This is a genomic window from Nonomuraea sp. NPDC059023, from assembly GCF_042740095.1.
In the GTDB taxonomy this organism is placed as follows: domain Bacteria; phylum Actinomycetota; class Actinomycetes; order Streptosporangiales; family Streptosporangiaceae; genus Nonomuraea.
The window spans coordinates 354,425-376,325 of sequence record NZ_JBHYIO010000006.1 but is presented as its reverse complement, the minus strand read 5'-3'; the positions used below and the strand labels follow the sequence as shown (position 1 = coordinate 376,325).

Below are 21,901 nucleotides of genomic sequence, written 5' to 3'. Positions count from 1 at the left end.
CGCTCGCCGAACCGATGGCAACGTTGTCATCCGATCTTGAATGACAACGATGTCATTCTGGCTGGCCAGGCACATCCCCTACCCTTACCCGAAACCGCTGTCCGATCCGAGGTCCCCGTTGTCAGCACCGCTCCACCGCCGTCCGACCATGAAGGACGTGGCCCAGGCCGCGGGCGTCGCCCTGAAGACCGTCTCGCGCGTCGTCAACGGCGAGTCCACGGTCGCCCCCGACACGCTCGACCGGGTCAGGCAGGCCATCCACGAGCTCGGTTACCGCCGCAACGAAGGCGCCCGCCAACTGCGCCAAGGCCGCTCCCAGGCGATCGCCATGGTCGTGCGCGACATCGCCGACCCGTTCTTCGCCGCCATCGGCCGCGCCGTCGAGACCCGCGCGGAGACCGGCGAACTCGTCGTCATGATCGGCTCCAGCCACGACGAACCCGCCCGCGAGCGCGAGGTCGCCCTCGGCTTCTGCGCCCGCCGGCCCAACGCGCTCATCATCGCGCCCATCGCCAAACGGCAGGACTACCTCCTGCCCGAGATGGCCGACGGGCTGCCGGTCTGCGCCGTGGACCGGCCGGCCCAGGGGATCGCCTGCGACGCCGTACTGTCGGACAACACCGGCGGCATCCGCGCGGCCGTCGGCCACCTCGCCGCCCACGGCCACCGGCGCATCGGCTACCTCGGCGACGACCCCGCCGTCTTCACCTCCCGCGAGCGGGTGGCCGGCTTCCGCGCCGCCATGGCCGCACGCGGCCTGCAGGTCAACGAGGACGAGGTACGGCTCGGCGCCCCCACCCCCTCCTCGGTCGGCGCCGCCCTCCGGACCCTGCTCGACCCGTCCGACCCCGTGACCGCGCTGATCACCGCCAACAACCGCCTGACCGTCGAGGCCCTGCGGCAACTGGACCATGTCCAGGACCGGCCCGCCCTGGTGGCCTTCGACGACCTCGAACTCGGCGAACTGCTCCGCCCGGGGCTGACCGTCGTCGCCCAGGACCCGGAGGCCATCGGCAACGCCGTCATGGACCTGCTGGCCTCGCCGCACCCGGAACCCCGCGAGGTCCGCATCCCCGTGACGCTCATCCCGAGAGGCTCGGCGGAGTTCCCGCCGTGACAGGATGGCGAGCCATGACGGCAGTGAAACTCGACGGCAAGGCCACCGCCGCGAAGATCAAGGCGGACCTGGCGACCAAGGTGGCCGCCCTGAAGGACAAGGGCATCACCCCCGGACTCGGCACCGTCCTGGTGGGCGAGGACCCCGGCAGCCAGATCTACGTCGCGGGCAAGCACCGCGACTCCGAGGAGATCGGCATCACCTCGATCCGCGTGGACCTGCCGGCGACCGCCACGCAGGCCGAGGTGGAATCGGCCATCGACGAGCTCAACGCCGCGCCCGAGTGCACCGGCTACATCGTCCAGCTCCCGCTGCCGAAGCACCTGGACACCATGGCGCTGCTGGAACGCATGGACCCCGCCAAGGACGCCGACGGCCTGCACCCCGTGAACCTGGGCCGCCTGGTCCACATGGTCGACGCGCCGCTGCCCTGCACCCCGCACGGCATCGTGCTGCTCCTGCAGGAGTACGGCATCCCGCTGAAGGGCGCCGACGTCTGCGTGGTGGGCCGCGGCATCACCGTGGGCCGCTCGCTCGGCCTGCTCCTGACCCGCAGGAGCGAGAACGCCACCGTCACCCTGTGCCACACCGGCACCCAGGACCTGGCCGGGCACGTCAGACGGGCCGACATCGTGGTGGCGGCGGCGGGCGTCCCCGGGCTGATCACCGCCGACATGGTGAAGCCGGGCGCGGCCGTCCTCGACGTGGGCGTCTCCCGGGTGGACGGCAAGATCGCCGGAGACGTGGCACCCGACGTCGCCGAGGTGGCCGGCCACCTCACCCCCAACCCCGGGGGCGTGGGCCCCATGACGCGCGCTCTCCTGCTGTCCAACGTCGTGGAATCAGCCGGACGTACGGCGCAGCCGTAGCACGGCCAGGGTCATGAAGACCGCGGTCAGGGCGAGGATCCAGACCGCGGTGACCAGGGCGGCCTCGCCCGCCTCCCGGCCGGAGAACCAGGCGCGGAGCGTGTCGATCATCGCGGTGACCGGGCTGTGGTCGGCGAAGGCGCGTACCGGGCCCGGCATCGTGGCGGTGGGGACGAACGCCGAGCTGACGAACGTGAACGGCAGCACCCAGACCAGTCCCATGCCCTGGGCCGCCTCCCCGCTCCTGGCCATCAGCCCGATCCACGCCGCCACCCAGGAGAAGGCGAAGCCGAACGCCAGCAGCAGCCCGAACCCCGCCGCGATCCGGCCGGGCGAGCCGTGGAAGCGGAAGCCGACCAGCAGCCCGCAGCCGAGCATGACGGCCAGCGTGATGACGCCGCGCAGCACCTCGGAGGCGATGCGGCCGAGCAGCACCGACGAGCGGGTCATGGGCAGCGAGCGGAAGCGGTCCATGACGCCGTTTCGCATGTCCTCGGCCAGGCCGACGGCCACCGCGCCGATCGAGCTGAACAGGATCATCTGCACGAAGACGGCCGGGATGAGCGCCTGCACGTAGTCGCCGCCGGGCACCTCGATCGCGCCGCCGAAGACGTAGGCGAACAGCAGGATGAAGACGACGGGCTGGATCAGCGCGTACATGAGCAGCAGGCCGGGGGCGCGCACGATGCGCCTGGTGTTGCGGCCGGCCATCAGCCAGGCGTCGCGCAGCCACCATCGCGGTCCGGTCAGCCGGTTCACCGGTCTCCTCCGGTGAGGGCGAGGAAGGCGTCGTCGAGGGTGGGGCGGCGCAGGGCCAGGCCGGTGATGGGCACTCCGGCGGCGTCGAGGTCGCGCAGGAGGCCGGGCAGCACGCTCCCGGCCACGGGGACGGTGAGGGTCTCGCCCTCCAGGGTGGGGGGGCGCCGTACCTGCTCATGACCTCGGTCGCGGCGGGGGCCTGGCGGGGGTCGGCGAGGACGACCTCGGCGCGCGCGCCCCCGGCGCGGGCCTTGAGCTGTTCTGGGGTGCCGGTGGCGATGGCCCTGCCCCGGTCGATGACGGTGACGGCGGAGGCCAGGCGGTCGGCCTCCTCCAGGTATTGGGTGGTGAGCAGGATCGTGGTGCCCTGCTCGGGCAGCCGCCGGATGGCCGACCAGAGGGTGCGGCGCGAGCGCGGGTCGAGGCCGGTGGTGGGCTCGTCGAGGAAGAGCGCGCGCGGCCGGGTCATCAGGCTGGCGGCCAGGTCGAGGCGGCGGCGCATGCCACCGGAGTACGTGCCGGCCCGGCGTCCGGCGGCCGCGCCCAGGTCGAAGGCGGCCAGGAGGTCGTCGGCCAGGCGGTGGGCCTCCTTGCGCGACAGGCGGTAGAGACGGCCGACGAGGACGAGGTTCTCGCGCCCGGTGAGCAGGTCGTCCACCGCCGTGAACTGCCCGGTCAGCCCGATGAGCGCACGCACCTGGTACGGCCGCGCCGTCACCGACCTGCCGCCCACCTCGGCCCGCCCGGAGTCCGGCCGCAGGAGCGTGGCCAGAATTCTGATCAGCGTCGACTTGCCCGCCCCGTTGGGCCCGAGCAGCGCGGTGATCGAGCCCTCCGGCACGTCCAGGTCGAGCCCGTCCAGGGCGAGGACGCCCCGGTAGGCCTTGCGGAGGTTCTCCACGAGGATCATGGGGCTCCGTCCCGGCACAGGGCGTCGATGAGCTTGGCCAGCGCCCGCTGCGCGCTGGCCGAGGCGCGCGGCCCGACGGCGGCCAGCGAGGCGACCAGCGCGGACGCCTCGCCGGGTGTGAAGATCAGCGGCGGCAGCACGGAGCGGGCGTCGATGGCGTAGCCCCCTCCGGGTCCGCGCCGGGAGACGACGGGCACCCCGGCCTCCAGGAGATCGGCGAGGTCACGCTCGATCGTGCGCGCGCTCACGCCCAGCCGGCCGGCCAGCGACCCGGCGGAGAGCGCCTGGGGCGCGGTGGCCCTGAGCTCCTCGATCAGCCGGTGCTGGCGTTCGACGCGGGGGACCAGCGCGTGGATGCTGATGAGCATGACTCCACGCTAAGGAGCGGTACCCGACAATCCCATGTCGGCCTTCGCTGCTACTAATGACGATATGACGCCGATTTCCCTACGCCAGCTCAACCGGACCCTGCTCGAACGCCACTTCCTGGCCGAGCGCACCGACCGGCCCGTGATCGACGTCATCCGGCACGTGGTGGTGTTGCAGGGCCAGGAGCCCAACTGGCCGTACGTCGGGCTGTGGTCGCGGGTGGAGGGTTTCCGCCGCGCCGACCTGGAGTCGTTGGTCGCCGACCGCACGGTGGTGCGCTCGGCGATGGTCCGCAGGACCATGCACCTGGCCGACGCCGCCGACTTCGCGTGGCTGCGGCCGAGCGTACGGCCCATCGTGGAGGTGGCGCTCACCCATCCCTACTACGCCGACGAGATCGCCGGAGTCGACCTGCCCGCGCTGGCCGAGGCGGGCCGGGCGGCGCTGACCGGGCGCAGCCTCACCCGGGGCGACCTGGCCGCCCTGCTCGCCGAGCGCTTCCCGGTGCCGGTGCCCAGGCGGCTGGCCGACGCGGTGGAGCTGCTGCTGCCGCTGGTGCACACGCCGCCGGCCGCGGTGTGGGGACGGTGGGGGAACCGGTCGGGCATCGAGATGGCGCTGGCCGAGGAGTGGACGGGCCGGCCCATGGAGCAGGGACCGGCGCTGGAGACGCTGGTGCTGCGCTACCTCGCCGCGTACGGCCCGGCCACCGTGATGGACGTGCAGGCCTGGGCCGGCGTGACCCGGCTGCGCGAGATCGTGGACCGGCTGCGGCCGAAGCTGGCGGTGTACGAGGGGCCGGACGGCAAGGAGCTGTTCGACCTGCCCGGCGCGCCGATCGCCGACCCCGACCGGCCCGTGCCGGTGCGGTTCCTCCCGGCCTTCGACACCGCGCTGCTCGGCCACCGCGACCGCACCCGGGTGATCAGCGAGGAGCACCGCAAGCGGTTCGCCAAGGGCGCGTCAGGCGGGGTGCCCATGTTTCTGGTGGACGGGTTCGTCCGCGGCACCTGGTCGGTCGCCGGGCAGGACCTGGTCGTGAAGCCGCTGACGCCGCTGTCGGACGAGGAGGACGCCGCTGTGGCCGAGGAGGCGTCGCTCGTGCGGGAGTTCATCCGGGCTCAGTAGTAGCCCTCCACCGGGACGCGGGCCTCGTCGAAGAGCGCCGGGCCCTCCAGGCGCACCTCCACGGAGGTGACGACCGACTTGAGGCCGTCGAGCTGGGCGCCGGACAGCGCGTAGACGACCCGGCCGAGGCCGGAGCGCTCGATCGCGCCGGTGCACATGCCGCAGGGCTGGCAGCTCGTGTACATCGTCGTGGCCGCCGCGGTGGCCGGGTCGAGCTCGCGCGCCGCCCAGCGGGCGAGCTTGAGCTCGGGGTGCGCGGTGATGTCGCGGTCGGTGATCGTGGTGTTGTGATCCTCGACCAGGACGCTGCCGTCGGCCGCGGCCAGCAGCGAGCCGAAGGGCGGGTTGCCCGAGGCCCTGCCCTTGGCCGCCAGCGCGATGGCGCGGCGCAGCAGGCTTTCTTCGTCGGGTGTCACAGGTGCTCCCATCGTGCGGAGACGGTGGCCAGGGCCTGCCAGGCCACCTCTGGGTGAAGGGTCTCGTCCGGGTCGCCGTTGAACGGGTCGAGCAGGACGCTCTGGGCGCCGAGCGCGCGCAGTTCTTCCAGGTCGCCGAGGATCTGGCCGATCGTGCCGACGCCCGCCGGGCGCTCCTGGCCGGTCTCGGGGGAGTCGGTCAGCCGCAGGACGATGCGCGGGGCCAGCGCGGGCGCCGGCCGTTCGAGCTCGTCGGCGAGTTCGCGCAGCCGCGACAGGCGCTCGCGCAGCGCGGCCGGGGTGAGCCGCAGCGGGTGCCAGGCCTCGCCGAGCAGCACCGCCCGGCGCAGCGCCGCGTCGGCGCTGCCGCCCACCCAGATCGGGATGTCCCCCTCGCCGTAGTCGCCGGTGTCGGCCCAGGCCGCGCGGATGGTCCGCAGGTGCTCGTCGGTCAGCTTCCCGCGGCTCTGGTACGGCACGCCGAGCGCCTCGAACTCCTGCCGGGCCCATCCCGCGCCCACACCCAGCACGAACCGACCGCCGCTGAGCCGGTCGAGGTTGGCCGCCATCCGGGCGACCAGCAGCGGATGCCGGTAGGGCACGATGAGCACGGTGGTGCCGAGCCTGACCCGCTCGGTCACCCCGGCCAGCCAGGACAGCGTGGTGAAGGGCTCGTAGAAGGGCGCGGGATACTGCGCGGCCACGTCGGGCGTGATGGCCACGTGGTCGGAGACCATGAGCAGCCCGTATCCGAGCCCCTCGACGGTCCGCGCCCATCGCCGGAGAATGTCAGGATCGGTGCCGGGCCCGAAGTTGGGTACGTTGACGCCAAGTTCCACGTGATCAGGCTATCCACGGGCGACCTGGGGCCGGAAGGCCGACCCAACGGCATCCGCCGCCGATCACCGGGAATCCGCCGGTATTTTGGACCTATGGCCGTGAATCTCGACGCCACCGACTGGGCGATCCTGGCGGAGCTCCAGCGCGACGGGCGCATCCCCCTGTCCGAGCTGGGCCGGCGGGTCAGCCTGAGCGCCTCGGCCACCACCGAACGGGTCCGGCGCCTGGAGTCGACCGGCGTGATCACCGGCTACTCCGCCGCGGTCGACCTCGCGGCGGTCGGCTACGCGGTCCTCGCCATCGTGCGCCTGAAGTACCCGGGCAGCCGCCACGAGCCCCTGCACCGGCTGCTCGGTCAGCGCCCGGAGATCCTGGAGTGCCTGCGCACCACGGGCGACGACTGCTACGTGATGAAGGTCGCCGCCTCCTCGATGGCGCACCTGGAAGAGATCGTCAACGACCTGGCCGAGTTCGGCAGCGCCAACACCAACCTCGTCTACAGCCAGACCCTGCCCTACCGGGGCCCGAACCCCCGGCGCTAGCGGCCCTGGTAGCGGTCGGTGGCCTCCCGCGTGGCGCGGATGGCGGCGTCGGCGCTCTCGTAGGTGCGCTGGGCCAGGCCGACGAAGATGCAGTCCACGATGAGCAACTGGCTGATCCGGCTGGCCAGCGCGCCCGGCCGGAACGCCGTCTCGCGCCCGGCCGAGACCAGCGTGTGGTCGGCCATGTGGGCCAGGGACGAGCGCGGGTTGTTGGTGATGGCCACGAGCGTGGCCCCGGCGTCCTTCGCGGTCTTCGCCGGGACGAGCACGTCCGGGGTCTCGCCGCTGCAGCTGATCGCCACCACCACGTCGTTCTCGCGCAGCAGGGCGGCGCTGGTCAGCGCCAGGTGGGCGTCGCAGAACGGGTGGGTGGACAGGCCGATGCGCAGGAGTTTCTGCGACATGTCGGTGGCGACCAGGCCGGAGGCGGCCACGCCGTACACGTCCACGCGGCGGGCCCTGACGATGGCCGCCACGACCTCGTCGAGCTGGTCGGGGTCGAGCTGGGCGGCGGTGTCGGCCAGCGCCTCGTACTCGGCCCTGGCCACCTTGGCGATCACGTCGGTCAGCGGGTCGTCGGGGCCGAGGTCGCCGGGCACCAGCCGTTCGGGCTCCTTGGCCACCGCGGCGGCCAGCGCGAAGCGCATCTGCGAGTAGCCGGCGAAGCCGAGCGCGCGGGCGGTGCGCACGATCGTCGCCTCACTGGTGCCGGAGACCGCGCTGAACTCCGTGATCGTGCTCCTGACCACCAGCCCGGGATCATCCAGGATGATCTTGGCGATGGCCTGGGCGGCGGGGGTCAGCGACGGCAGTACGGCCCGCACCGCCGCCACCGGATTGGCCGGCTCGCTCACGTGGTGAGCCATTCCGCCGCGGCCTCGGCCGAGACGCGTGAGAGCCCGTTGGTCGCGACGAACGCGGCGCCCGCCGGTTCGCCGGGAATGCCGGTGTCCACGACGACCGCGTCCGGGCGCACCCGCACGGCCTGGGCGATCCGCTCCCTGACCCAGGCGTGCCGCGCCGAGTCGTGCACCACGAGCACCACGGGCCGCTCGTCGAAGGCGGGCAGCTCGCCCTCGGCGGCCATCACGACCCGCTCGGTGCCGGGCAGCCGGGCCGCGAGCGCCGCGGTCAGGCCGGTCGGCGTCGAGGGGTCGACGGCCTGGTTGAGCCGCGTGTTGACCTCGACGACGAGCGGCGCCCCGGCCAGCGTGGCGGCGCCGGTGACGGTCAGCGCCGCCCTGGCCGCCTCCAGGCCCACGCCGGGGTCCTCGGCGGCAGAACGGTCCTGCTTGCCGTACCACTCGGCGATCGCGCGCACCCGCGCGGCCGCTTCCGCCAGGCGCGACTCGGCCAGCTCGCCAGAGCGCACGGCGGCCGCGATGGCGTCGCGCAGTTCGTGCAGGCCGTGCTCGGTGGTGATGCCGACGCAGATGGCGTCCACGCCCGCGGCGAGCGCGCGCACGGCGATCTCGCCGGGTGTGTAACGGGCGGCGACGGCCTTCATCTCGATCGCGTCGGTGACGAGCATGCCGTCGAAGCCGAGCTCCTCACGCAGCAACCCCGTCAGCACGGTACGGCTCAGCGTCGCCGGCAGCGACGGGTCCAGGGCGGGCACCAGCAGGTGGCCGCACATGACCGAGCGCACCCCGGCGGCGATCGCCGCGCGGAACGGCGGCAGGTCGCGCTCCCACAGCTCCTCCACGGAGGCGTGCACGGTGGGCAGCGCCAGGTGGGAGTCGGTGATGGTGTCGCCGTGGCCGGGGAAGTGCTTGGCGCAGGCGGCGACTCCGGCGCCCTGGAGACCGCGGATGTAGGCGACGGCGTGCCTGGACACCAGGTCGGGGGTGGGGCCGAAGGAGCGGACGCCGATGACCGGGTTGGCGGGGTTGGCGTTGACGTCGACGGAGGGCGCGTAGTCGAGGGTGACGTCGGCCTCGGCCAGCATGCGGCCGATCTGCCTGCCGACCCGTTCGGTGAGCGCCTCGTCGTCGGCCACGCCGAGCGCGCGGTTGCCGGGGAAGGAACTGCCCGTCCTGGCCTCGAAGCGGGTGACGACGCCGCCTTCCTCGTCGACGGCGATCACGGTGTCGGGGTTCTCGGCGCGGATCTGGGGGATGAGGCGCTCGCTCGGGAGGTTGCGGGCGAACAGTACGGCGCCCCCCAATCCCTCGCCGAGCGCCCTGCGCAGCCAGTCGGGGGCGGTGGTCCCCTCGAAGCCAGGCTGGAGCACGGCCATGGCGAGTCGGTGGAGGTCAGGCGACATACGGCATTTTCCTTCACAATCGTTGATCTGAAGGTAATTTTCTGTCATCGTCGCCCCAGACACAACCACTTCCCGAGAGGCCACCCCCCCAATGCCCAGCAGACGGACCGTTTTCAAGGGTCTCGCCCTCGCCGCCGCAGCCTCCGTCGTCCCCCTGCCCGCCTTCGCCGCCACCGACTATGTGCCGCCGTTGCGTCAGATGCGCGGCATGTGGATCGCCTCCGTGGTGAACATCAACTGGCCCTCGAAGAAGGGGCTGTCGGTCGAGGAGCAGAAGGCCGAGTACCTGGCCTGGCTCGATCTGGCCGTCGAGCGCAAGCTCAACTCGGTGTTCGTGCAGATCCGGCCCACGGCGGACGCGTTCTGGCCGTCGCCGTTCGAGCCGTGGTCGGAGTGGATCACCGGGGTCCAGGGGCAGGACCCGGGCTACGACCCGCTCGGCTTCGCGGTCGAGGAGACCCACAAGCGCGGCCTGGCCTTCCACGCGTGGTTCAACCCCTACCGGGTCTCGATGCAGCCCGACCCGGCCAAGCTCCACCCCGACCACCCCGGCCGCAAGAACCCCGACTGGATCCTGCCGTTCGGCGGCAAGCTCTACTACAACCCGGGCATGCCCGAGGTCCGCAAGTTCTGCCAGGACGCGATGCTCGACGCGATCACCCGCTACGACATCGACGGCCTGCACTTCGACGACTACTTCTACCCGACCAACACCGCGGCCTTCGACGACAGCGCCGCCTTCGCCAAGTACGGCGCGGGCTACCCCGACCTGGCCGCCTGGCGGCGCAACAACGTCGACCTCATGGTCTCGGAGATGCAGCAGCGCGTACGGCAGGCCAAGCCCGAGGTCTCCTGGGGCATCAGCCCGTCGGGCATCTGGCGCAACAAGGCCAGCGACCCGCTCGGCTCCGACACCGCCGGCGGCCAGTCCTACGACGGCCTGCACGCCGACACCCGCGGATGGGTGAAGAAGGGCTGGCTCGACTACATCGCGCCGCAGCTCTACTGGTACATCGGCCAGCCGCCGGCCGACTACGCCAAGCTCGTGCCCTGGTGGTCGGACGTGGCCAAGGGCACCGGCACCCTGCTGTGGATCGGCCAGGCCGCGTACAAGGCGGGCGACCCCGCCCAGGCGCCGCAGTGGCAGGAGCCGGGTGAGCTGTCCAAGCACCTCACGCTCAACCGCAACCACCCGGAGATCAGCGGCGACATCTGGTTCAGCGCCGGGGACGTCCGGGCGGACCGCCTCAAGTCCGTCACCACCGCGGTCAACGACCACCACCAGCGGCCCGCGCTGGCGCCGCTGCTGCCGCGCCTGGCCGGCGGGCGCGCGCCCGGCCGCCCGGTGCTCGCGCTGGCCCGCAAGGTCAAGGACGGGGTCGAGGTCAAGATGGTGGCGACCGGGCGCGAGGAGCCGTTCCAGTTCGCGGTCTTCCGCTCCGCCTCCCGGCTCACCTCCTTCGAGGACGCGCGCAACCTGGTGGCCGTGGTGCCCGGCGACCGGATCGTGCGCTGGACCGACCCGGACGGCAAGCGGGGCGACTACTACTACGTGGTGGCGGTGGACCGGGTGAGCAGGACGTCCCGGCCCAGCAACCCCTTCCGAGTGGTGTTTTAGGGAGATTTATGCGGGTTCTTGGGTTGATGTCGGGGACCTCCCACGACGGAATCGACAGCGCCATCGTCGACTGGTCGATGGAGGACGGCCTGCTCACCGGGACGATCCTCGCCACCGGCGAGCGGCCCTACCCCGGCGGCCTGAGAGCCCGCATCGTCGCCGCGCTCCCGCCCGGCGACGTGAGCATGGGTGAGGTCTGCGCGCTGGACACGCTGATCGGCCAGGAGTTCGCCGAGGCCGCCCGAGCCGCCGGGCCCGCCGACCTGATCTGCTCACACGGGCAGACGTTCTTCCACTGGGTCTCCGGCGGGCAGGTCCTGGGCACGCTCCAGCTCGGCCAGCCCGCCTGGATCGCCGAGCGCACCGGGCTGCCGGTCGTCTCCGACGTACGCGTGCGCGACGTGACCGCCGGTGGGCAGGGCGCGCCGCTGGTGTCCTACCTCGACCTGCTCATGCTCAACGGGATCGAGGGCCGCTCGGGGGCGCTCAATCTCGGCGGCATCGCCAACCTGACCGTGGCCGGGGCGGCCATCGCCTACGACACCGGGCCGGCGGGCGCGCTGATCGACGCGGCGGCGCCGCCGTACGACAAGGACGGGGTGCTCGGCGCTGCCGGGACGGTGGACGAGGGCCTGCTGGAGGTGCTGCTCGCCGAGCCGTACTACCACAAGGCGGCGCCCAAGACGACGGGCAAGGAGCTGTTCACGCCCGGGTACGTGCGGCGGGCGCTGGCGGGGCGCGCGGAGATCGCGCGGCCCGACCTCGTGGCCACGCTGACCGCGCTCACGGCCGAGACCGTGGCCGCCGAGATCCGGCGGCACGAGCTCGACACCGTCGTCGTCTCCGGCGGCGGCGTGCGCAACCCCACGCTCATGGGCATGCTGCGCGCACGCACGACGGCCCGCCTCGTGCCCAGCGACGAGGTGGGCGTGCCCTCGGACGCCAAGGAGGCCATCGCCTTCTCGCTGTTCGGCTGGCTGACCGCGCACGGCCTGCCGGCCACCGTGCCCAGCTGCACGGGTGCAGCCGGGCCACGTGTCCTGGGCACGATAACGCCGGGCTCCGGGCCACTCGTGCTGCCGGAACCCCTCGCCGAAGCCCCGGTAGCGATCCGATTCCTATGAAGCCCTGCGCCCCGCCGCCGATGGTTGCTCGGTGGGGGAGCCTGACCGCTGTGGCGGCACCACGGGGGTGGGGCGGACCAGACCCAGCGCGACGACCTCGTTGGCCAGCCGCGTGCGCCGGTTGGTGCCCTCAGGGATTCTGAACTTCTGGTACAGCCGCAGCAGGTGCTGCTTGACCGCGGCTTCGGTCACCACCAGGTCGTCGGCGATCTCCCTTGCGGTCGCCGGTGCGACGAACGCCTCGTCCGACAGCGCGGGGCGGCACAGGGAGGTCAGCACGTCGACCTCTCTGCGGGTCAGCTCGGGGGCCGCCGCCCTTCTCAGCTCCACCTCGGGGGTGAAGTCCTCGCGCGGAACCCCGCCGATCCGGCCACGCGCGGCGCCGAAGGAGACGACGTCGCCGTCGTCGAGAACCCTCCGGGCGATCGGCCTGCCGTTCACCCGCGTGCCGTTGCGGGACAGCCCCAGGTCAACGACGTACAGGTAGGGTCCTCTCCGGACGAATTCGGCATGGAGCCGAGACACGCTGGGATCGGTGAGTCGGATGTCGACACCGCGACCTCTGCCGACCGTCGTGATCTCGGGGCGCAACGGGACGACCTCGCCAGTGTCCTCGATGCGTATGAACGGCCCCTCCACGGCAGTTCCCTTCCGTTAGCGGACGCAGCGTGAGACGGCGGCAGTTCCTCCTCGGGTAGCCCGCCGTAACTATTACTACAGCTCCGGCTTACCCAAACGAGGGGATGCGGAATCGCCTTTGCCATAAGGAGAATCCGGCGTGAAATTGGTCTGGACCTTTGCGGACGGTTTTGCCAGCTCACGGGTAGACTTCCAGGCACGATAAGCGGAGGAAACACTCGTGGCGGGACATCTGCCACGAAGAGCGGATAACTCCGCCACAACCGCGAGCGGAGCGAGCCAAGGAGCACGATGGACAAGCCCACCAAAGGCCTGGCCGACGTCGTAGCCGCGTCCACAGCGCTCAGCGACATCGACGGGAAGGCCGGCCGTCTGTTCTATCGGGGATACGACATCCACGATCTGGCCGGCCGAGCGACGTTCGAAGAGACCGCCCATCTGCTCCAGCGCGGTACGCTCCCCAACCGCGCCGAGCTCCAGGCCTACGGTGACGAGCTGGTCACCGGGCGCGAACTGGGCCCGCTGGTCTCCGCCAACGTCGCGGAGATCGCCGAGAAACAGAAGCCCATGGAGGCGTTGCGCTCGCTGGTGTCGCTGGCCAGCGCCGACGACCCCGACCGCGACTCCATCGAGCCGGAAGCCGACCTGCGCAAGGCCGCCCGGCTGACCGCCCAGCAGCCGCTGCTGGTCGCCCGCTACCACGCCGCCCGCTCGGGCAAGGGTGTCCCGGAGAGCGACCCCGCCCTGAGCATCGCCGGCAACTTCCTGCACCAGGTGACCGGCCGCACTCCTTCCCCGCGCGAGGCGGAGATCTTCGACGCCTGCCTGGTGCTGCACGCCGACCACACGATGAACGCCTCGACGTTCGCCGCCCGCGTCTGCGCCGCGACGCTGTCGGACATGCACTCGGCCATCGTGGCCGCGATCGGCACGCTGAAGGGCCCGCTGCACGGCGGCGCCAACGAGCAGGTCATGAAGACGCTGGAGTCGATCTCGCCCGACGGCGTGGCCCAGACCGTACGCGACAAGCTGGCCGCCGGCGAGAAGATCATGGGCTTCGGCCACCGCGTCTACAAGACCGAGGACCCGCGCGCCACGCACCTGCGCCGGATGTCGGAGGAACTGTCCGGCGACGAGCCGAAGTTCTACCGGATGTCCAAGGAGATGGAAGAGGTCGTCTTCGAGACCAAGGGCCTCTACCCCAACGTCGACTTCTACGCCGCCTCGGTCTACCACTACCTGGGCATCCCGACCGATCTGTTCACGCCGGTCTTCTCCATCAGCCGCATGTCCGGCTGGACCGCCCACGTGATCGAGCAACACGCGGACAACCGGCTCATCCGGCCCGATAGTGAGTACATCGGGGAACGCGACCAGAAGTGGAAGCCGATTGACGAACGATGATCAGAAGTGGGGGCCGTTTCCGCTGATTCTGGCGGGAGCGGCCCTTGCCATGCTCACGATCTTCTTCGTGGACGGCGAGTGGGGCGCGTTCGCGCTCGGCGCCGTGCTGATGGTCGCCGCCGCCCTGCGTTTTTCCGGGTACGGCGGGCTCATGGCGATCCGGACGAGGAAGACCGACATGGTGGTCTACGGGGGATTCGGCGTGGGCCTGGTGGCCGTCGCCATGTTCCTGGAATACGGCGGCGTGCTCAAGCCCGCCGTTCTCCAGTTCCTCGGGGGAGGATGACAGAGGGCGGCGGGCCGGAGCCCACCGCCCTTCCGATGTCGCCTAGAGGCTCTCGATCGCCTGGTTGAAGGTCTTCGAGGGCCGCATCACCGCCGCGGCCTTGGCCGGGTCGGGCTGGTAGTAGCCGCCGAGGTCCACCGGCGAGCCCTGTACGGCCAGCAGCTCCGCCGCGATCGCCTGCTCCTGCTCGGCAAGGGTCTTGGCCAGACCGGCGAACGCCGCCGCCACCACGGCGTCGTCGGTCTGAGTGGCCAATTCCTGAGCCCAGTACAGGGACAGGTAGAAGTGGCTGCCGCGGTTGTCGATCGAGCCCAGCTTGCGGGCCGGCGACTTGTTCTCGTTGAGGAACGTCGCGGTCGCCCGGTCGAGCGTGTCGGCCAGGATCTGCGCCCGTGCGTTGTCGGTCGTGCGCGCCAGGTGCTCGAAGCTGGCCGCCAGCGCCAGGAACTCGCCCAGGCTGTCCCAGCGCAGGTAGTTCTCCTTGACCAGCTGCTGCACGTGCTTGGGCGCCGAGCCGCCGGCGCCGGTCTCGAACAGGCCGCCGCCGCTGAGCAGCGGGACGATCGAGAGCATCTTGGCGCTGGTGCCCAGCTCCAGGATCGGGAACAGGTCGGTCAGGTAGTCGCGCAGCACGTTGCCGGTGACCGAGATCGTGTTCTCGCCCTTGCGGATGCGCTCCAGCGAGAAGCCGATCGCCTCGACCGGGGCCATGATCTCGATCTGCAGGCCGCTGGTGTCGTGCTCGGTCAGGTAGCCGTTGACCTTCTCGATGAGGCTGGCGTCGTGGGCGCGGGTCGCGTCGAGCCAGAACACCGCCGGGTCGCCGGTGGCGCGGGCGCGGGAGACGGCCAGCTTCACCCAGTCCTGGACGGGGATGTCCTTGGTCTGGCACATGCGCCAGATGTCGCCCTGGCTGACCGCGTGCTCAAGGACGGTCTCGCCGCCGGAGTTCACCACGCGTACGGTGCCGGTGGCCGGGATCTCGAAGGTCTTGTCGTGGCTGCCGTACTCCTCGGCCTTCTGCGCCATGAGGCCGACGTTCGGGACCGAGCCCATGGTCGCCGGGTCGAGGGCGCCGTGGGCACGGCAGTCGTCGATGACGACCTGGTAGATGCCGGCGTAGCTGCTGTCGGGGATGACGGCGAGGGTGTCGGCCTCGTTGCCGTCGGGGCCCCACATGTGGCCGGACTGGCGGATCATCGCCGGCATCGAGGCGTCGACGATGACGTCGCTCGGCACGTGCAGGTTGGTGATGCCGCGGTCGGAGTCGACCATGGCCAGCGCCGGGCCTTCGGCGAGCTCGGCCTCGAACGACGCCTTGATCTCGTCGCTCGCGCCGCTGAGGATGCCGCCCAGGCCGTCGTTCGGGCTGAGGCCGGCCTGCGCGAGGGCCTCGCCGTACTGGGCGAAGGTCTTCGGGAAGAAGGCGCGCACCACGTGGCCGAAGATGATCGGGTCGGAGACCTTCATCATCGTGGCCTTGAGGTGGACGGAGAAGAGCACGTCCTCTGCCTTGGCGCGGGCGATCTGCGCGGTGAGGAACTCGCGCAGGGCGGCCACGCGCATGACCGAGGAGTCGACGATCTCGCCGGCCAGCACGGGTACGGACTCCCGCAGGACCGTCGTGGTGCCGTCGTCGCCGACCAGCTCGATGCGCAGCTCGGTGGCCTCGGGCAGGATCGCGGACTTCTCGGAGGAGCGGAAGTCGTCGGCGGTCATGTGCGCCACGTCGGTCTTGGAGCTGGGCGACCACGCGCCCATCCTGTGCGGGTGCTGCTTGGCGTAGGCCTTCACCGAGGCGGGGGCGCGGCGGTCGGAGTTGCCCTCGCGCAGCACCGGGTTGACGGCGCTGCCCTTGACCTTGTCGTAGCGGGCGCGGATGTCGCGCTCCTCGTCGGTCTTCGGGTCCTCGGGGTAGTCGGGCAGGTCGTAGCCCTGCTGGCGCAGCTCGGCGATGGCCGCCTTCAGCTGGGGGATCGAGGCCGAGATGTTGGGCAGCTTGATGATGTTCGCCGCGGGGGTCTTCGCCAGCTCGCCGAGCTCGGCCAGGGCGTCGCCGATGCGCTGGCTCTCCGTGAGCCGCTCGGGGAAGCCGGCGATGATCCGCCCGGCCAGGGAGATGTCCCGACTTTCCACCCGCACTCCGGCCTTGGCGGCGTACGCCTGGATGACCGGCAGGAACGAGTACGTGGCCAGCGCTGGGGCCTCGTCGGTGTGCGTGTAAATGATGGTCGAATCAGTCACCGGATGTCCGCTCCACGTCTGAGATTGCTTGACATCAAGATATCCGGTGGCCGCGCCGCCCGCGACCTGGCCGTGGCCGCCTCGGGCCCCCGGCTTGGTGATCTCTTTTGGAGCGGTTCGGAGTGGTTCCGCGGAGCGATGGGGAGGTCACAGGGCGTAATTGACGATCGCGTCATGAGGGAGGTTCCCGATGCGTCTGGGTGTTCTCGGGTTGGTCGCGGTGGGCGCGATCGTCGGCGGTTGCGGCTCGCAGCCGGCCGTGCAGACGGTCAGCAAAGCCGACGCCGCCATGAAGGTGCAGCAGGCCAAGCAGGCCAAGGCCGCCGCCGCGGCCAAGGTCAAGGCCAACGAACTGGGCCAGGTCCCGGTGCTCATGTACCACCGGATCGTGAAGAACCCCGGCTCCGACGACGACAGGACGCCGGAGAAGTTCCGCGCCGACCTGGAGCGGCTGGTACGCGACGGCTACGTGCCCGTCACCGCGGCCGAGTACGTGACCGGGAAGATCGGCATCCCCGCCGGCAAGCACCCCGTGGTGCTCACCTTCGACGACTCCTCGCCCTCCCAGCTCGCCCTGGACGACCTCGGCGTCCCCAGGGCCGACACGGCGGTCGCCATCCTTCAGGATGTGGCGGCGAAGAACCCCGGCTTCCGCCCCGTGGCGACCTTCTACGTCACCCGCGACATGTTCGGCAAGTCCCTGAAGGAGGAGCAGGCGCAGACGCTGCTCTGGCTCAAGGACAACGGCTTCGACATCGGCAACCACACGCGCGACCACGTCAACCTCGGCACCCGCTCGCAGAAGGAGGTGGCCGAGCAGATCGCCGCCATCCGTCAGCAGGTGCACTCCCTCGCCTCGCAGGACCCGGTGACGCTGGCCCTGCCGTACGGGAGCCAGCCGCGTAAGAAGGAGTGGGCGCTGCGCGGCAAGGGCAGCGACGGGGCCTACAACCACAGCGGCGTCTTCCTGGCCGGGTACACGCCCGCGCCGGCGCCCTACACCAGGACGTTCGATCCGCTCGGGATCCCGCGGATCAAGGCGATGGACAAGAAGGGCGACTGCTCCCAGTTCTGCTCGACGGCCTGGCTGGACTGGCTCAAGAACAACCCGGACATGCGCTTCACCTCCGACGGTGACGCCGAGACCGTGGCCTTTCCCAAGTTCAAGGCGCCGTTCCTGCGCAAGAACTTCACCGCGCGGGCGCTGCCGTACTAGGTCAGGCGGCCGATGACCGTGGACAGGCCCCGCTCCTCGACGCCTCCGGGGAGCGGGCGGCCGGTGGTCAGGTCGATGATCGTGTAGGCGATGCGGCTCGCGGGGCCGCGCAGCCGTACCAGGAGGGTGTCCTCGCCGGTCCAGCGCAGGATCGTGGTGATCGTCCAGCCTTCGGGCAGGCGCGGGGTCACGGAGCGCTCCCTGCTGATCAGGATGCTCGTCGTGGTCACGGACGTGGGCGTCACCTCCCTCGTCAACGTGGCGAACTGGCGGCCCGAGGGTGACAGGACGCCGTCGGAGGACAGGTCGCCGGGCGCGGTGAACCTGCGCAGCCTCCTGCCCTCGGGCGAGCTGACGGTGAAGAAGGTGACGCTGACCTGGCCCGGTGTTCGGTCGTCGGGTTTCAGCGTGGAGGTGATCACGCCGCTGGAGGTCCAGCCGCGCGCCTCGCCGTTCAGCCGGTGTACGCGCCCCGTGGCCAGGTCGGCGACCTCGCGCCCGACGGCCAGATGGCGGCCGTCGAGGGAGAAGATCGGCTCCTGCTCGCCCCTCACCGGCAGCGGCGTGACCGTGCCAGTCGTCAGATCGTGCAGAACGTATCCCTCGCCACGCCAGTAGGCGGCGCGGGTGCCGTCGTCGCTGAGCACGAACGTGTCCTCCCCGCTCGCGCCGGGCAGCCACCACTGCTCGCCGCGCGTGGAGACCAGATGCCACCGCGGGCAGGGGTCGCTCTGGTCGGGGCAGTCCGGCTGGTAGGCGTAGCGGATGGGTGCCGGGGCCGGGCCCTTGAGCTCGGTGGCGGGGGGCAGGGTAGCGGTGGCGCCGGGCATGCTCCTGGCCATCGGCGGGTCCTGATCGTGCTGCTGCCAGACGGGAAGCACGACCCACGCCGCGATCACGAGCGCGCCGGCGGCCAGCCCTCCGCGGATCACGTGACCCTCCCCGCGACCACGGTCTGGCGGGGATCCGGCCACTCCTCCAGGCGCCGCGCCGTGCCGGTTCGCGGGTCGATCAGGTAGTGGCCGGACATGTCGGGCTCCACCATGCCGGCGCGCAGCAGCAGCCGCCGGCCGTTCGCGGACCATCCCAGCAGGGCGAGCTCGTAGCTGTGGCCGGGGAGTTTGAGCGGCTCGCGGGTGAGCACCTTGGCGGTGGCCGGGTCCATGGTCAGCACGTCGGCCGAGGTGGCGACGGCGAGCGTCTTGCCGTCGGGCGAGAGCCGTACGTCGAGGGAGGGGTCGAAGGGCGCGCGGGACACGACCTTGCCCTGCGGGTCGAAGGTGACGAGCTCGGTGGCGGGCGCGCCCGGCAGGGTGCGGCGGCCGGCGGTCGCGACGATCCGGCCGCCGCCGATGCCGATCACCCGGGCCACTCCGGGCAGGGGCGTGGCCGATCCGGTGGGCGTGTGGACGAGCGTGGCGCCGACCGTGGCGTAGGCGCCGTCGTGGGAGAGCACGATCTCGCCGGCGCCGGCGATCTCACGGACGTCCGTCTTGCGCAGGTCGCGGTGGACGAGCTTGCCCGTGCCGAGCTGCCGGTAGATCAGATGGAAGCCGTCACCGCTGAGCGCGAGGGGTCCGCGCGTGTCGGCCTCACCGAACCTCGTTTCCCTGTTGGTCTCTGAAGAGAGCGCCCATCTGACGGGGTCACCCACGATCCTGGCGAACTGGACCGGACCCCGGGGCGGGGCCGGGGCGAGCGTCACCGGCCGCACGGGCGTCGGCAGTTCGGCGGAGATGAAGCCGAAGGCCGGCCAGAGCGCCGCCGCGATCCCGAACGCCATCAGCGTCCTGGCCGAGCTGATCCGGGCGGCGAACTCGGCGCCGACCAGGTCGCTGGTCCCGGCGGGCACCGCACGCCGGTGCAGGTCTCTCAGCACCAGATGTACGGCCAGCAGGACGAAAGCCGGAATCGCCACCCAGATCCGATCGGGCATCGCCATCTCCCGGAAGAACGACCGGACCACGAGCACCGCCAGGACGCCCCAGCACAGGAGCGCGGACAATCGCCAGCCGATGGTGAGCGCCCGCGGCGTGAGGCGGAGCCGTTCTCCGAAGAATCGGGGCCGGGCGGCGGCGAGCTGGATTTCGGAGACGAGTACGCCGGCGAGCCAGCCGTACAGCAAAAAGGGGAAATTCAGATTTCCCAGAAAGTAGAGGGAAAGGGCGCCGCCCGCGGCCAGTCCCGCGCCCCGCCACGAGCGGACCGCGCGCAGGTAGGCGATGGTGTTGTCGCCGTTGTAGGGCGTGATCGTCAGCCGGTGGCGCCTGGCGAAACGATCCAGGTTCGGGTGGGGAAGGGATCGCGCGCTCAGTGCCAATCCAGCGATGACGGCTAACACACCAATGGCTGTAAGTATCAGCAATGGTGGACTTTCGTCATAGCCCGGAAAACTAGCAGAATACCGACGTGATTCCGAATGAGGTCTGGGACCGGCTCAATCCGTCGGCTGCGGTGGTGCGCGCTCGACGGCCGGTCACGATCGGCATCGCCCTGACGCTGCTGCTCGCCCTCGGCTGGGGAATGACCCCGAGGATCACCTACCACGAGGGCGATACGGCGAGAGGCATGCTCGTCCGCGACGAACTGGGCAGGGTCCACGGGCGGATCGACGCCATGACCCATACCTTCACCAATGAGGCCATCTATCCGATCACCCTGACCGGAGCGGGTGTGCGGGCCGAGCACTTCAGGATCGCCGGCGCCGCGCTGCCACGGGTCGTGCCCGCGGGCGGCAGCGTCGAGGTCGACGTTCTCGTGGAATACACCTCCTGCCTGGAGGCGGCGGCGGAGACGGCTCCGGTGATCCTCGAGGTGTCGGCCTGGTGGGGCAGCGCGCAGGTGGTCGCGAGCATGGAAGATGAGGCCACGGGCGCCCGATGGAGCGAGCGTTTCAAAGAAGAAGGCTGCTAGGACCGCACCGCGAAGGTGAGGGCTTTCGTCCGGCTCAGGCGTTCGATGAGCGGACCGCCCATCGCCGCGGCCGTCGTCACCTGACCCGCCACCTGGGGCGTGTCGTCGAAGGCCAGGCACAGCGCGGCCTCGGCGATCATCACGGCGGTCCCGCCGTAACCCGGATCGCGTCCGGCGACCTCCGTGACCACGCGCGCGCCGCCCCCTTCGCCGAGGAACGTCAGCTTGAACCAGCTCTTGGCCCGCTCCTCCGGCGTGGGGCCCTCGCCCGGCTTGAGACGGTTCAGGAGCCATTCCCGCGTGGGGCGGAGCTGGGCGAGCATCCCGAGTGCCGTCGCGCCCCCGGCCAGGGCCAGCGCCCCGGGCAGGCGGCGCACGCTCATGTACTGGCGGTAGGTGAAGTCCGGGCCGTAGCGGTCGAGCGCCCAGGCGGAGCGGCCCACGATCTGCGGGTCGATGGTGGGCATCGGCAGGGCGTACCCGCCCACGAACCTCGGCAGGCCGGGCAGCACGTCCACGGAACGCCCGCGTGGACGGGTCTCCGCCGCGCGGCGGCGCAGGCCCGTCTCGGCCATCTGCCGCGCCCGCGACATCGAGGTCACCGCCGAGTGGAATGTCCCGCCCGACGGCCGCCCGCCGCCCCGCAGGAACGCGCTGACCTTGAGCGGCACGCCTTCCGGCAGTTCGCCGACCGTGTAGAGGACGCCGAGGTCGTAGGGGATGGAGTCGAAACCGCAGGCGTGCACGATCTTCGCCCCCGAGGCGGCGGCGCGCTCGTGGTGGCGCAGGTACATGCGGTCCACGAACTCCGGCTCGCCGGTCAGGTCGACGTAGTGGGTTCCGGCCTCCGCGCAGGCCGCGACGAGCGGCTCGCCGTAGCGGACGTAGGGGCCGACGGTGGTGATGACCACGCGCGCCTGACGGGCCAGCGCGGCGATCGAGGCGGCGTCGTCCACGTCGGCGACCAGGACGGGCACGCCGTGGCCGAGCGCCTCCAGCCTGTCCCGGTCGCGGCCGGCGACCGCCCAGCTGAGGCCCTCGATCCCGGCCAGGTAGCGGGCGATCAGCTTTCCGGTGTAACCGGTGGCGCCGAAGAGGACGATGTCATGCATGGCGACAGAATGTCATTCCAGTCGGCCGTGGAGAAGGCCGTTCGCGACGTCACGAACGGTTAACGGTTCCCTGAGAGCTTCATGAGCGTCGTAAAGTTTGCCTCGTTGGGATTTGTATACACGTGGGGA

At 71.2% G+C, this 21,901-nt stretch carries 22 protein-coding genes and 1 pseudogene; 10 read left to right on the top strand and 13 right to left on the bottom strand.

What is annotated here, in order from left to right:
* Positions 1-148: 148 nt before the first annotated feature.
* Positions 149-1,117, top strand: coding sequence for a LacI family DNA-binding transcriptional regulator (locus ACFWYW_RS13775; protein WP_379610080.1), 969 nt, complete (start codon positions 149-151; stop codon positions 1,115-1,117).
* Between the two features lie 14 nt (positions 1,118-1,131).
* Positions 1,132-1,986 carry a bifunctional methylenetetrahydrofolate dehydrogenase/methenyltetrahydrofolate cyclohydrolase gene (locus ACFWYW_RS13770; RefSeq protein ID WP_379610079.1) on the top strand — a complete coding sequence of 285 codons (855 nt, stop codon included), beginning with the start codon at positions 1,132-1,134 and terminating at the stop codon, positions 1,984-1,986.
* Here the strand turns inward: ACFWYW_RS13770 and ACFWYW_RS13765 are convergent.
* From ACFWYW_RS13765 to ACFWYW_RS13750, 4 genes and pseudogenes are all read right to left on the bottom strand, one after another.
* A complete protein-coding gene (locus ACFWYW_RS13765; RefSeq protein ID WP_379610078.1) occupies positions 1,960-2,745 on the bottom strand; it encodes an ABC transporter permease in 786 nt (261 codons plus the stop codon). The two genes, ACFWYW_RS13770 and ACFWYW_RS13765, sit on opposite strands and share 27 nt — an antisense overlap.
* Positions 2,742-2,870, bottom strand: coding sequence for a hypothetical protein (locus ACFWYW_RS13760; RefSeq protein ID WP_379610077.1), 129 nt, complete (start codon positions 2,868-2,870; stop codon positions 2,742-2,744). Before ACFWYW_RS13760 ends, ACFWYW_RS13765 begins: the two co-directional genes overlap by 4 nt.
* 275 nt (positions 2,871-3,145) lie before the next feature.
* A pseudogene (locus ACFWYW_RS13755) lies at positions 3,146-3,655 on the bottom strand (ABC transporter ATP-binding protein); the annotation flags it as partial.
* Positions 3,652-4,023: a helix-turn-helix transcriptional regulator gene (locus ACFWYW_RS13750; protein ID WP_379610076.1), complete on the bottom strand. Its 372-nt coding sequence runs from the start codon at positions 4,021-4,023 to the stop codon at positions 3,652-3,654. The pseudogene ACFWYW_RS13755 and the gene ACFWYW_RS13750, both read right to left, overlap by 4 nt.
* Positions 4,024-4,087: 64 nt before the next feature.
* Between ACFWYW_RS13750 and ACFWYW_RS13745 the strand changes: the two genes are divergently transcribed.
* The gene (locus ACFWYW_RS13745) at positions 4,088-5,152 is read left to right on the top strand and encodes a winged helix DNA-binding domain-containing protein (protein ID WP_379610075.1); all 1,065 of its coding nucleotides are present in this window, start codon (positions 4,088-4,090) and stop codon (positions 5,150-5,152) included.
* On the opposite strand, the gene ACFWYW_RS13740 is transcribed toward ACFWYW_RS13745, so the two are convergent.
* Positions 5,146-5,568, bottom strand: coding sequence for a nucleoside deaminase (locus ACFWYW_RS13740; protein WP_379610074.1), 423 nt, complete (start codon positions 5,566-5,568; stop codon positions 5,146-5,148). The two genes, ACFWYW_RS13745 and ACFWYW_RS13740, sit on opposite strands and share 7 nt — an antisense overlap.
* Positions 5,565-6,407, bottom strand: coding sequence for an LLM class flavin-dependent oxidoreductase (locus ACFWYW_RS13735; protein ID WP_379610073.1), 843 nt, complete (start codon positions 6,405-6,407; stop codon positions 5,565-5,567). The genes ACFWYW_RS13740 and ACFWYW_RS13735 overlap by 4 nt, the downstream gene beginning before the upstream one ends.
* 93 nt (positions 6,408-6,500) lie before the next feature.
* On the opposite strand from ACFWYW_RS13735, the gene ACFWYW_RS13730 reads away from it, so the two are divergent.
* Positions 6,501-6,950 carry an Lrp/AsnC family transcriptional regulator gene (locus ACFWYW_RS13730; protein WP_379610072.1) on the top strand — a complete coding sequence of 150 codons (450 nt, stop codon included), beginning with the start codon at positions 6,501-6,503 and terminating at the stop codon, positions 6,948-6,950.
* Here ACFWYW_RS13730 and ACFWYW_RS13725 read toward each other — a convergent pair.
* Both ACFWYW_RS13725 and ACFWYW_RS13720 read right to left on the bottom strand, forming a co-directional pair.
* A complete protein-coding gene (locus ACFWYW_RS13725; protein ID WP_379610071.1) occupies positions 6,947-7,804 on the bottom strand; it encodes a MurR/RpiR family transcriptional regulator in 858 nt (285 codons plus the stop codon). The two genes, ACFWYW_RS13730 and ACFWYW_RS13725, sit on opposite strands and share 4 nt — an antisense overlap.
* Positions 7,801-9,216 carry a glycoside hydrolase family 3 protein gene (locus ACFWYW_RS13720; protein WP_379610070.1) on the bottom strand — a complete coding sequence of 472 codons (1,416 nt, stop codon included), beginning with the start codon at positions 9,214-9,216 and terminating at the stop codon, positions 7,801-7,803. The genes ACFWYW_RS13725 and ACFWYW_RS13720 overlap by 4 nt, the downstream gene beginning before the upstream one ends.
* A gap of 91 nt (positions 9,217-9,307) precedes the next feature.
* Between ACFWYW_RS13720 and ACFWYW_RS13715 the strand changes: the two genes are divergently transcribed.
* Both ACFWYW_RS13715 and ACFWYW_RS13710 read left to right on the top strand, forming a co-directional pair.
* Positions 9,308-10,834, top strand: coding sequence for a glycoside hydrolase family 10 protein (locus tag ACFWYW_RS13715; protein WP_379610069.1), 1,527 nt, complete (start codon positions 9,308-9,310; stop codon positions 10,832-10,834).
* Positions 10,835-10,842: 8 nt separating this feature from the next.
* Complete coding sequence (locus ACFWYW_RS13710; protein WP_379610068.1) at positions 10,843-11,958, top strand: anhydro-N-acetylmuramic acid kinase; 1,116 nt, start codon at positions 10,843-10,845, stop codon at positions 11,956-11,958.
* Here the strand turns inward: ACFWYW_RS13710 and ACFWYW_RS13705 are convergent.
* Complete coding sequence (locus ACFWYW_RS13705; RefSeq protein ID WP_184957917.1) at positions 11,953-12,597, bottom strand: FHA domain-containing protein; 645 nt, start codon at positions 12,595-12,597, stop codon at positions 11,953-11,955. The two genes, ACFWYW_RS13710 and ACFWYW_RS13705, sit on opposite strands and share 6 nt — an antisense overlap.
* 291 nt (positions 12,598-12,888) lie before the next feature.
* Here ACFWYW_RS13705 and ACFWYW_RS13700 point away from each other — a divergent pair, with 291 nt between their 5' ends.
* Positions 12,889-14,001 (top strand): citrate/2-methylcitrate synthase, encoded by a 1,113-nt coding sequence (locus ACFWYW_RS13700; protein ID WP_379610067.1) that lies wholly within the window; start codon positions 12,889-12,891, stop codon positions 13,999-14,001.
* Positions 13,949-14,287, top strand: a complete 339-nt coding sequence (locus tag ACFWYW_RS13695; protein ID WP_379610066.1) for a DUF3017 domain-containing protein — start codon at positions 13,949-13,951, stop codon at positions 14,285-14,287. The genes ACFWYW_RS13700 and ACFWYW_RS13695 overlap by 53 nt, the downstream gene beginning before the upstream one ends.
* Positions 14,288-14,329: 42 nt before the next feature.
* Here the strand turns inward: ACFWYW_RS13695 and ACFWYW_RS13690 are convergent, their stop codons facing one another.
* Positions 14,330-16,531: an NADP-dependent isocitrate dehydrogenase gene (locus ACFWYW_RS13690; RefSeq protein ID WP_379610065.1), complete on the bottom strand. Its 2,202-nt coding sequence runs from the start codon at positions 16,529-16,531 to the stop codon at positions 14,330-14,332.
* Between the two features lie 190 nt (positions 16,532-16,721).
* On the opposite strand from ACFWYW_RS13690, the gene ACFWYW_RS13685 reads away from it, so the two are divergent.
* Entirely contained in the window at positions 16,722-17,747 is a 1,026-nt protein-coding gene (locus ACFWYW_RS13685) for a polysaccharide deacetylase family protein (protein ID WP_379610064.1), read from the top strand.
* Here the strand turns inward: ACFWYW_RS13685 and ACFWYW_RS13680 are convergent.
* Together ACFWYW_RS13680 and ACFWYW_RS13675 are read right to left on the bottom strand one after the other, a co-directional pair.
* Positions 17,744-18,679, bottom strand: coding sequence for a hypothetical protein (locus ACFWYW_RS13680; protein ID WP_379610063.1), 936 nt, complete (start codon positions 18,677-18,679; stop codon positions 17,744-17,746). The genes ACFWYW_RS13685 and ACFWYW_RS13680 overlap by 4 nt on opposite strands.
* On the bottom strand, positions 18,676-20,088 hold the full coding sequence (locus tag ACFWYW_RS13675; protein ID WP_379610062.1) for a hypothetical protein: 1,413 nt from the start codon (positions 20,086-20,088) through the stop codon (positions 18,676-18,678). Before ACFWYW_RS13675 ends, ACFWYW_RS13680 begins: the two co-directional genes overlap by 4 nt.
* Before the next feature lie 68 nt (positions 20,089-20,156).
* Between ACFWYW_RS13675 and ACFWYW_RS13670 the strand changes: the two genes are divergently transcribed.
* Positions 20,157-20,660 carry a hypothetical protein gene (locus tag ACFWYW_RS13670; protein ID WP_379610061.1) on the top strand — a complete coding sequence of 168 codons (504 nt, stop codon included), beginning with the start codon at positions 20,157-20,159 and terminating at the stop codon, positions 20,658-20,660.
* On the opposite strand, the gene ACFWYW_RS13665 is transcribed toward ACFWYW_RS13670, so the two are convergent.
* Positions 20,657-21,772, bottom strand: a complete 1,116-nt coding sequence (locus ACFWYW_RS13665; protein WP_379610060.1) for a saccharopine dehydrogenase family protein — start codon at positions 21,770-21,772, stop codon at positions 20,657-20,659. The genes ACFWYW_RS13670 and ACFWYW_RS13665 overlap by 4 nt on opposite strands.
* Between the last annotated feature and the right edge of the window lie 129 nt (positions 21,773-21,901).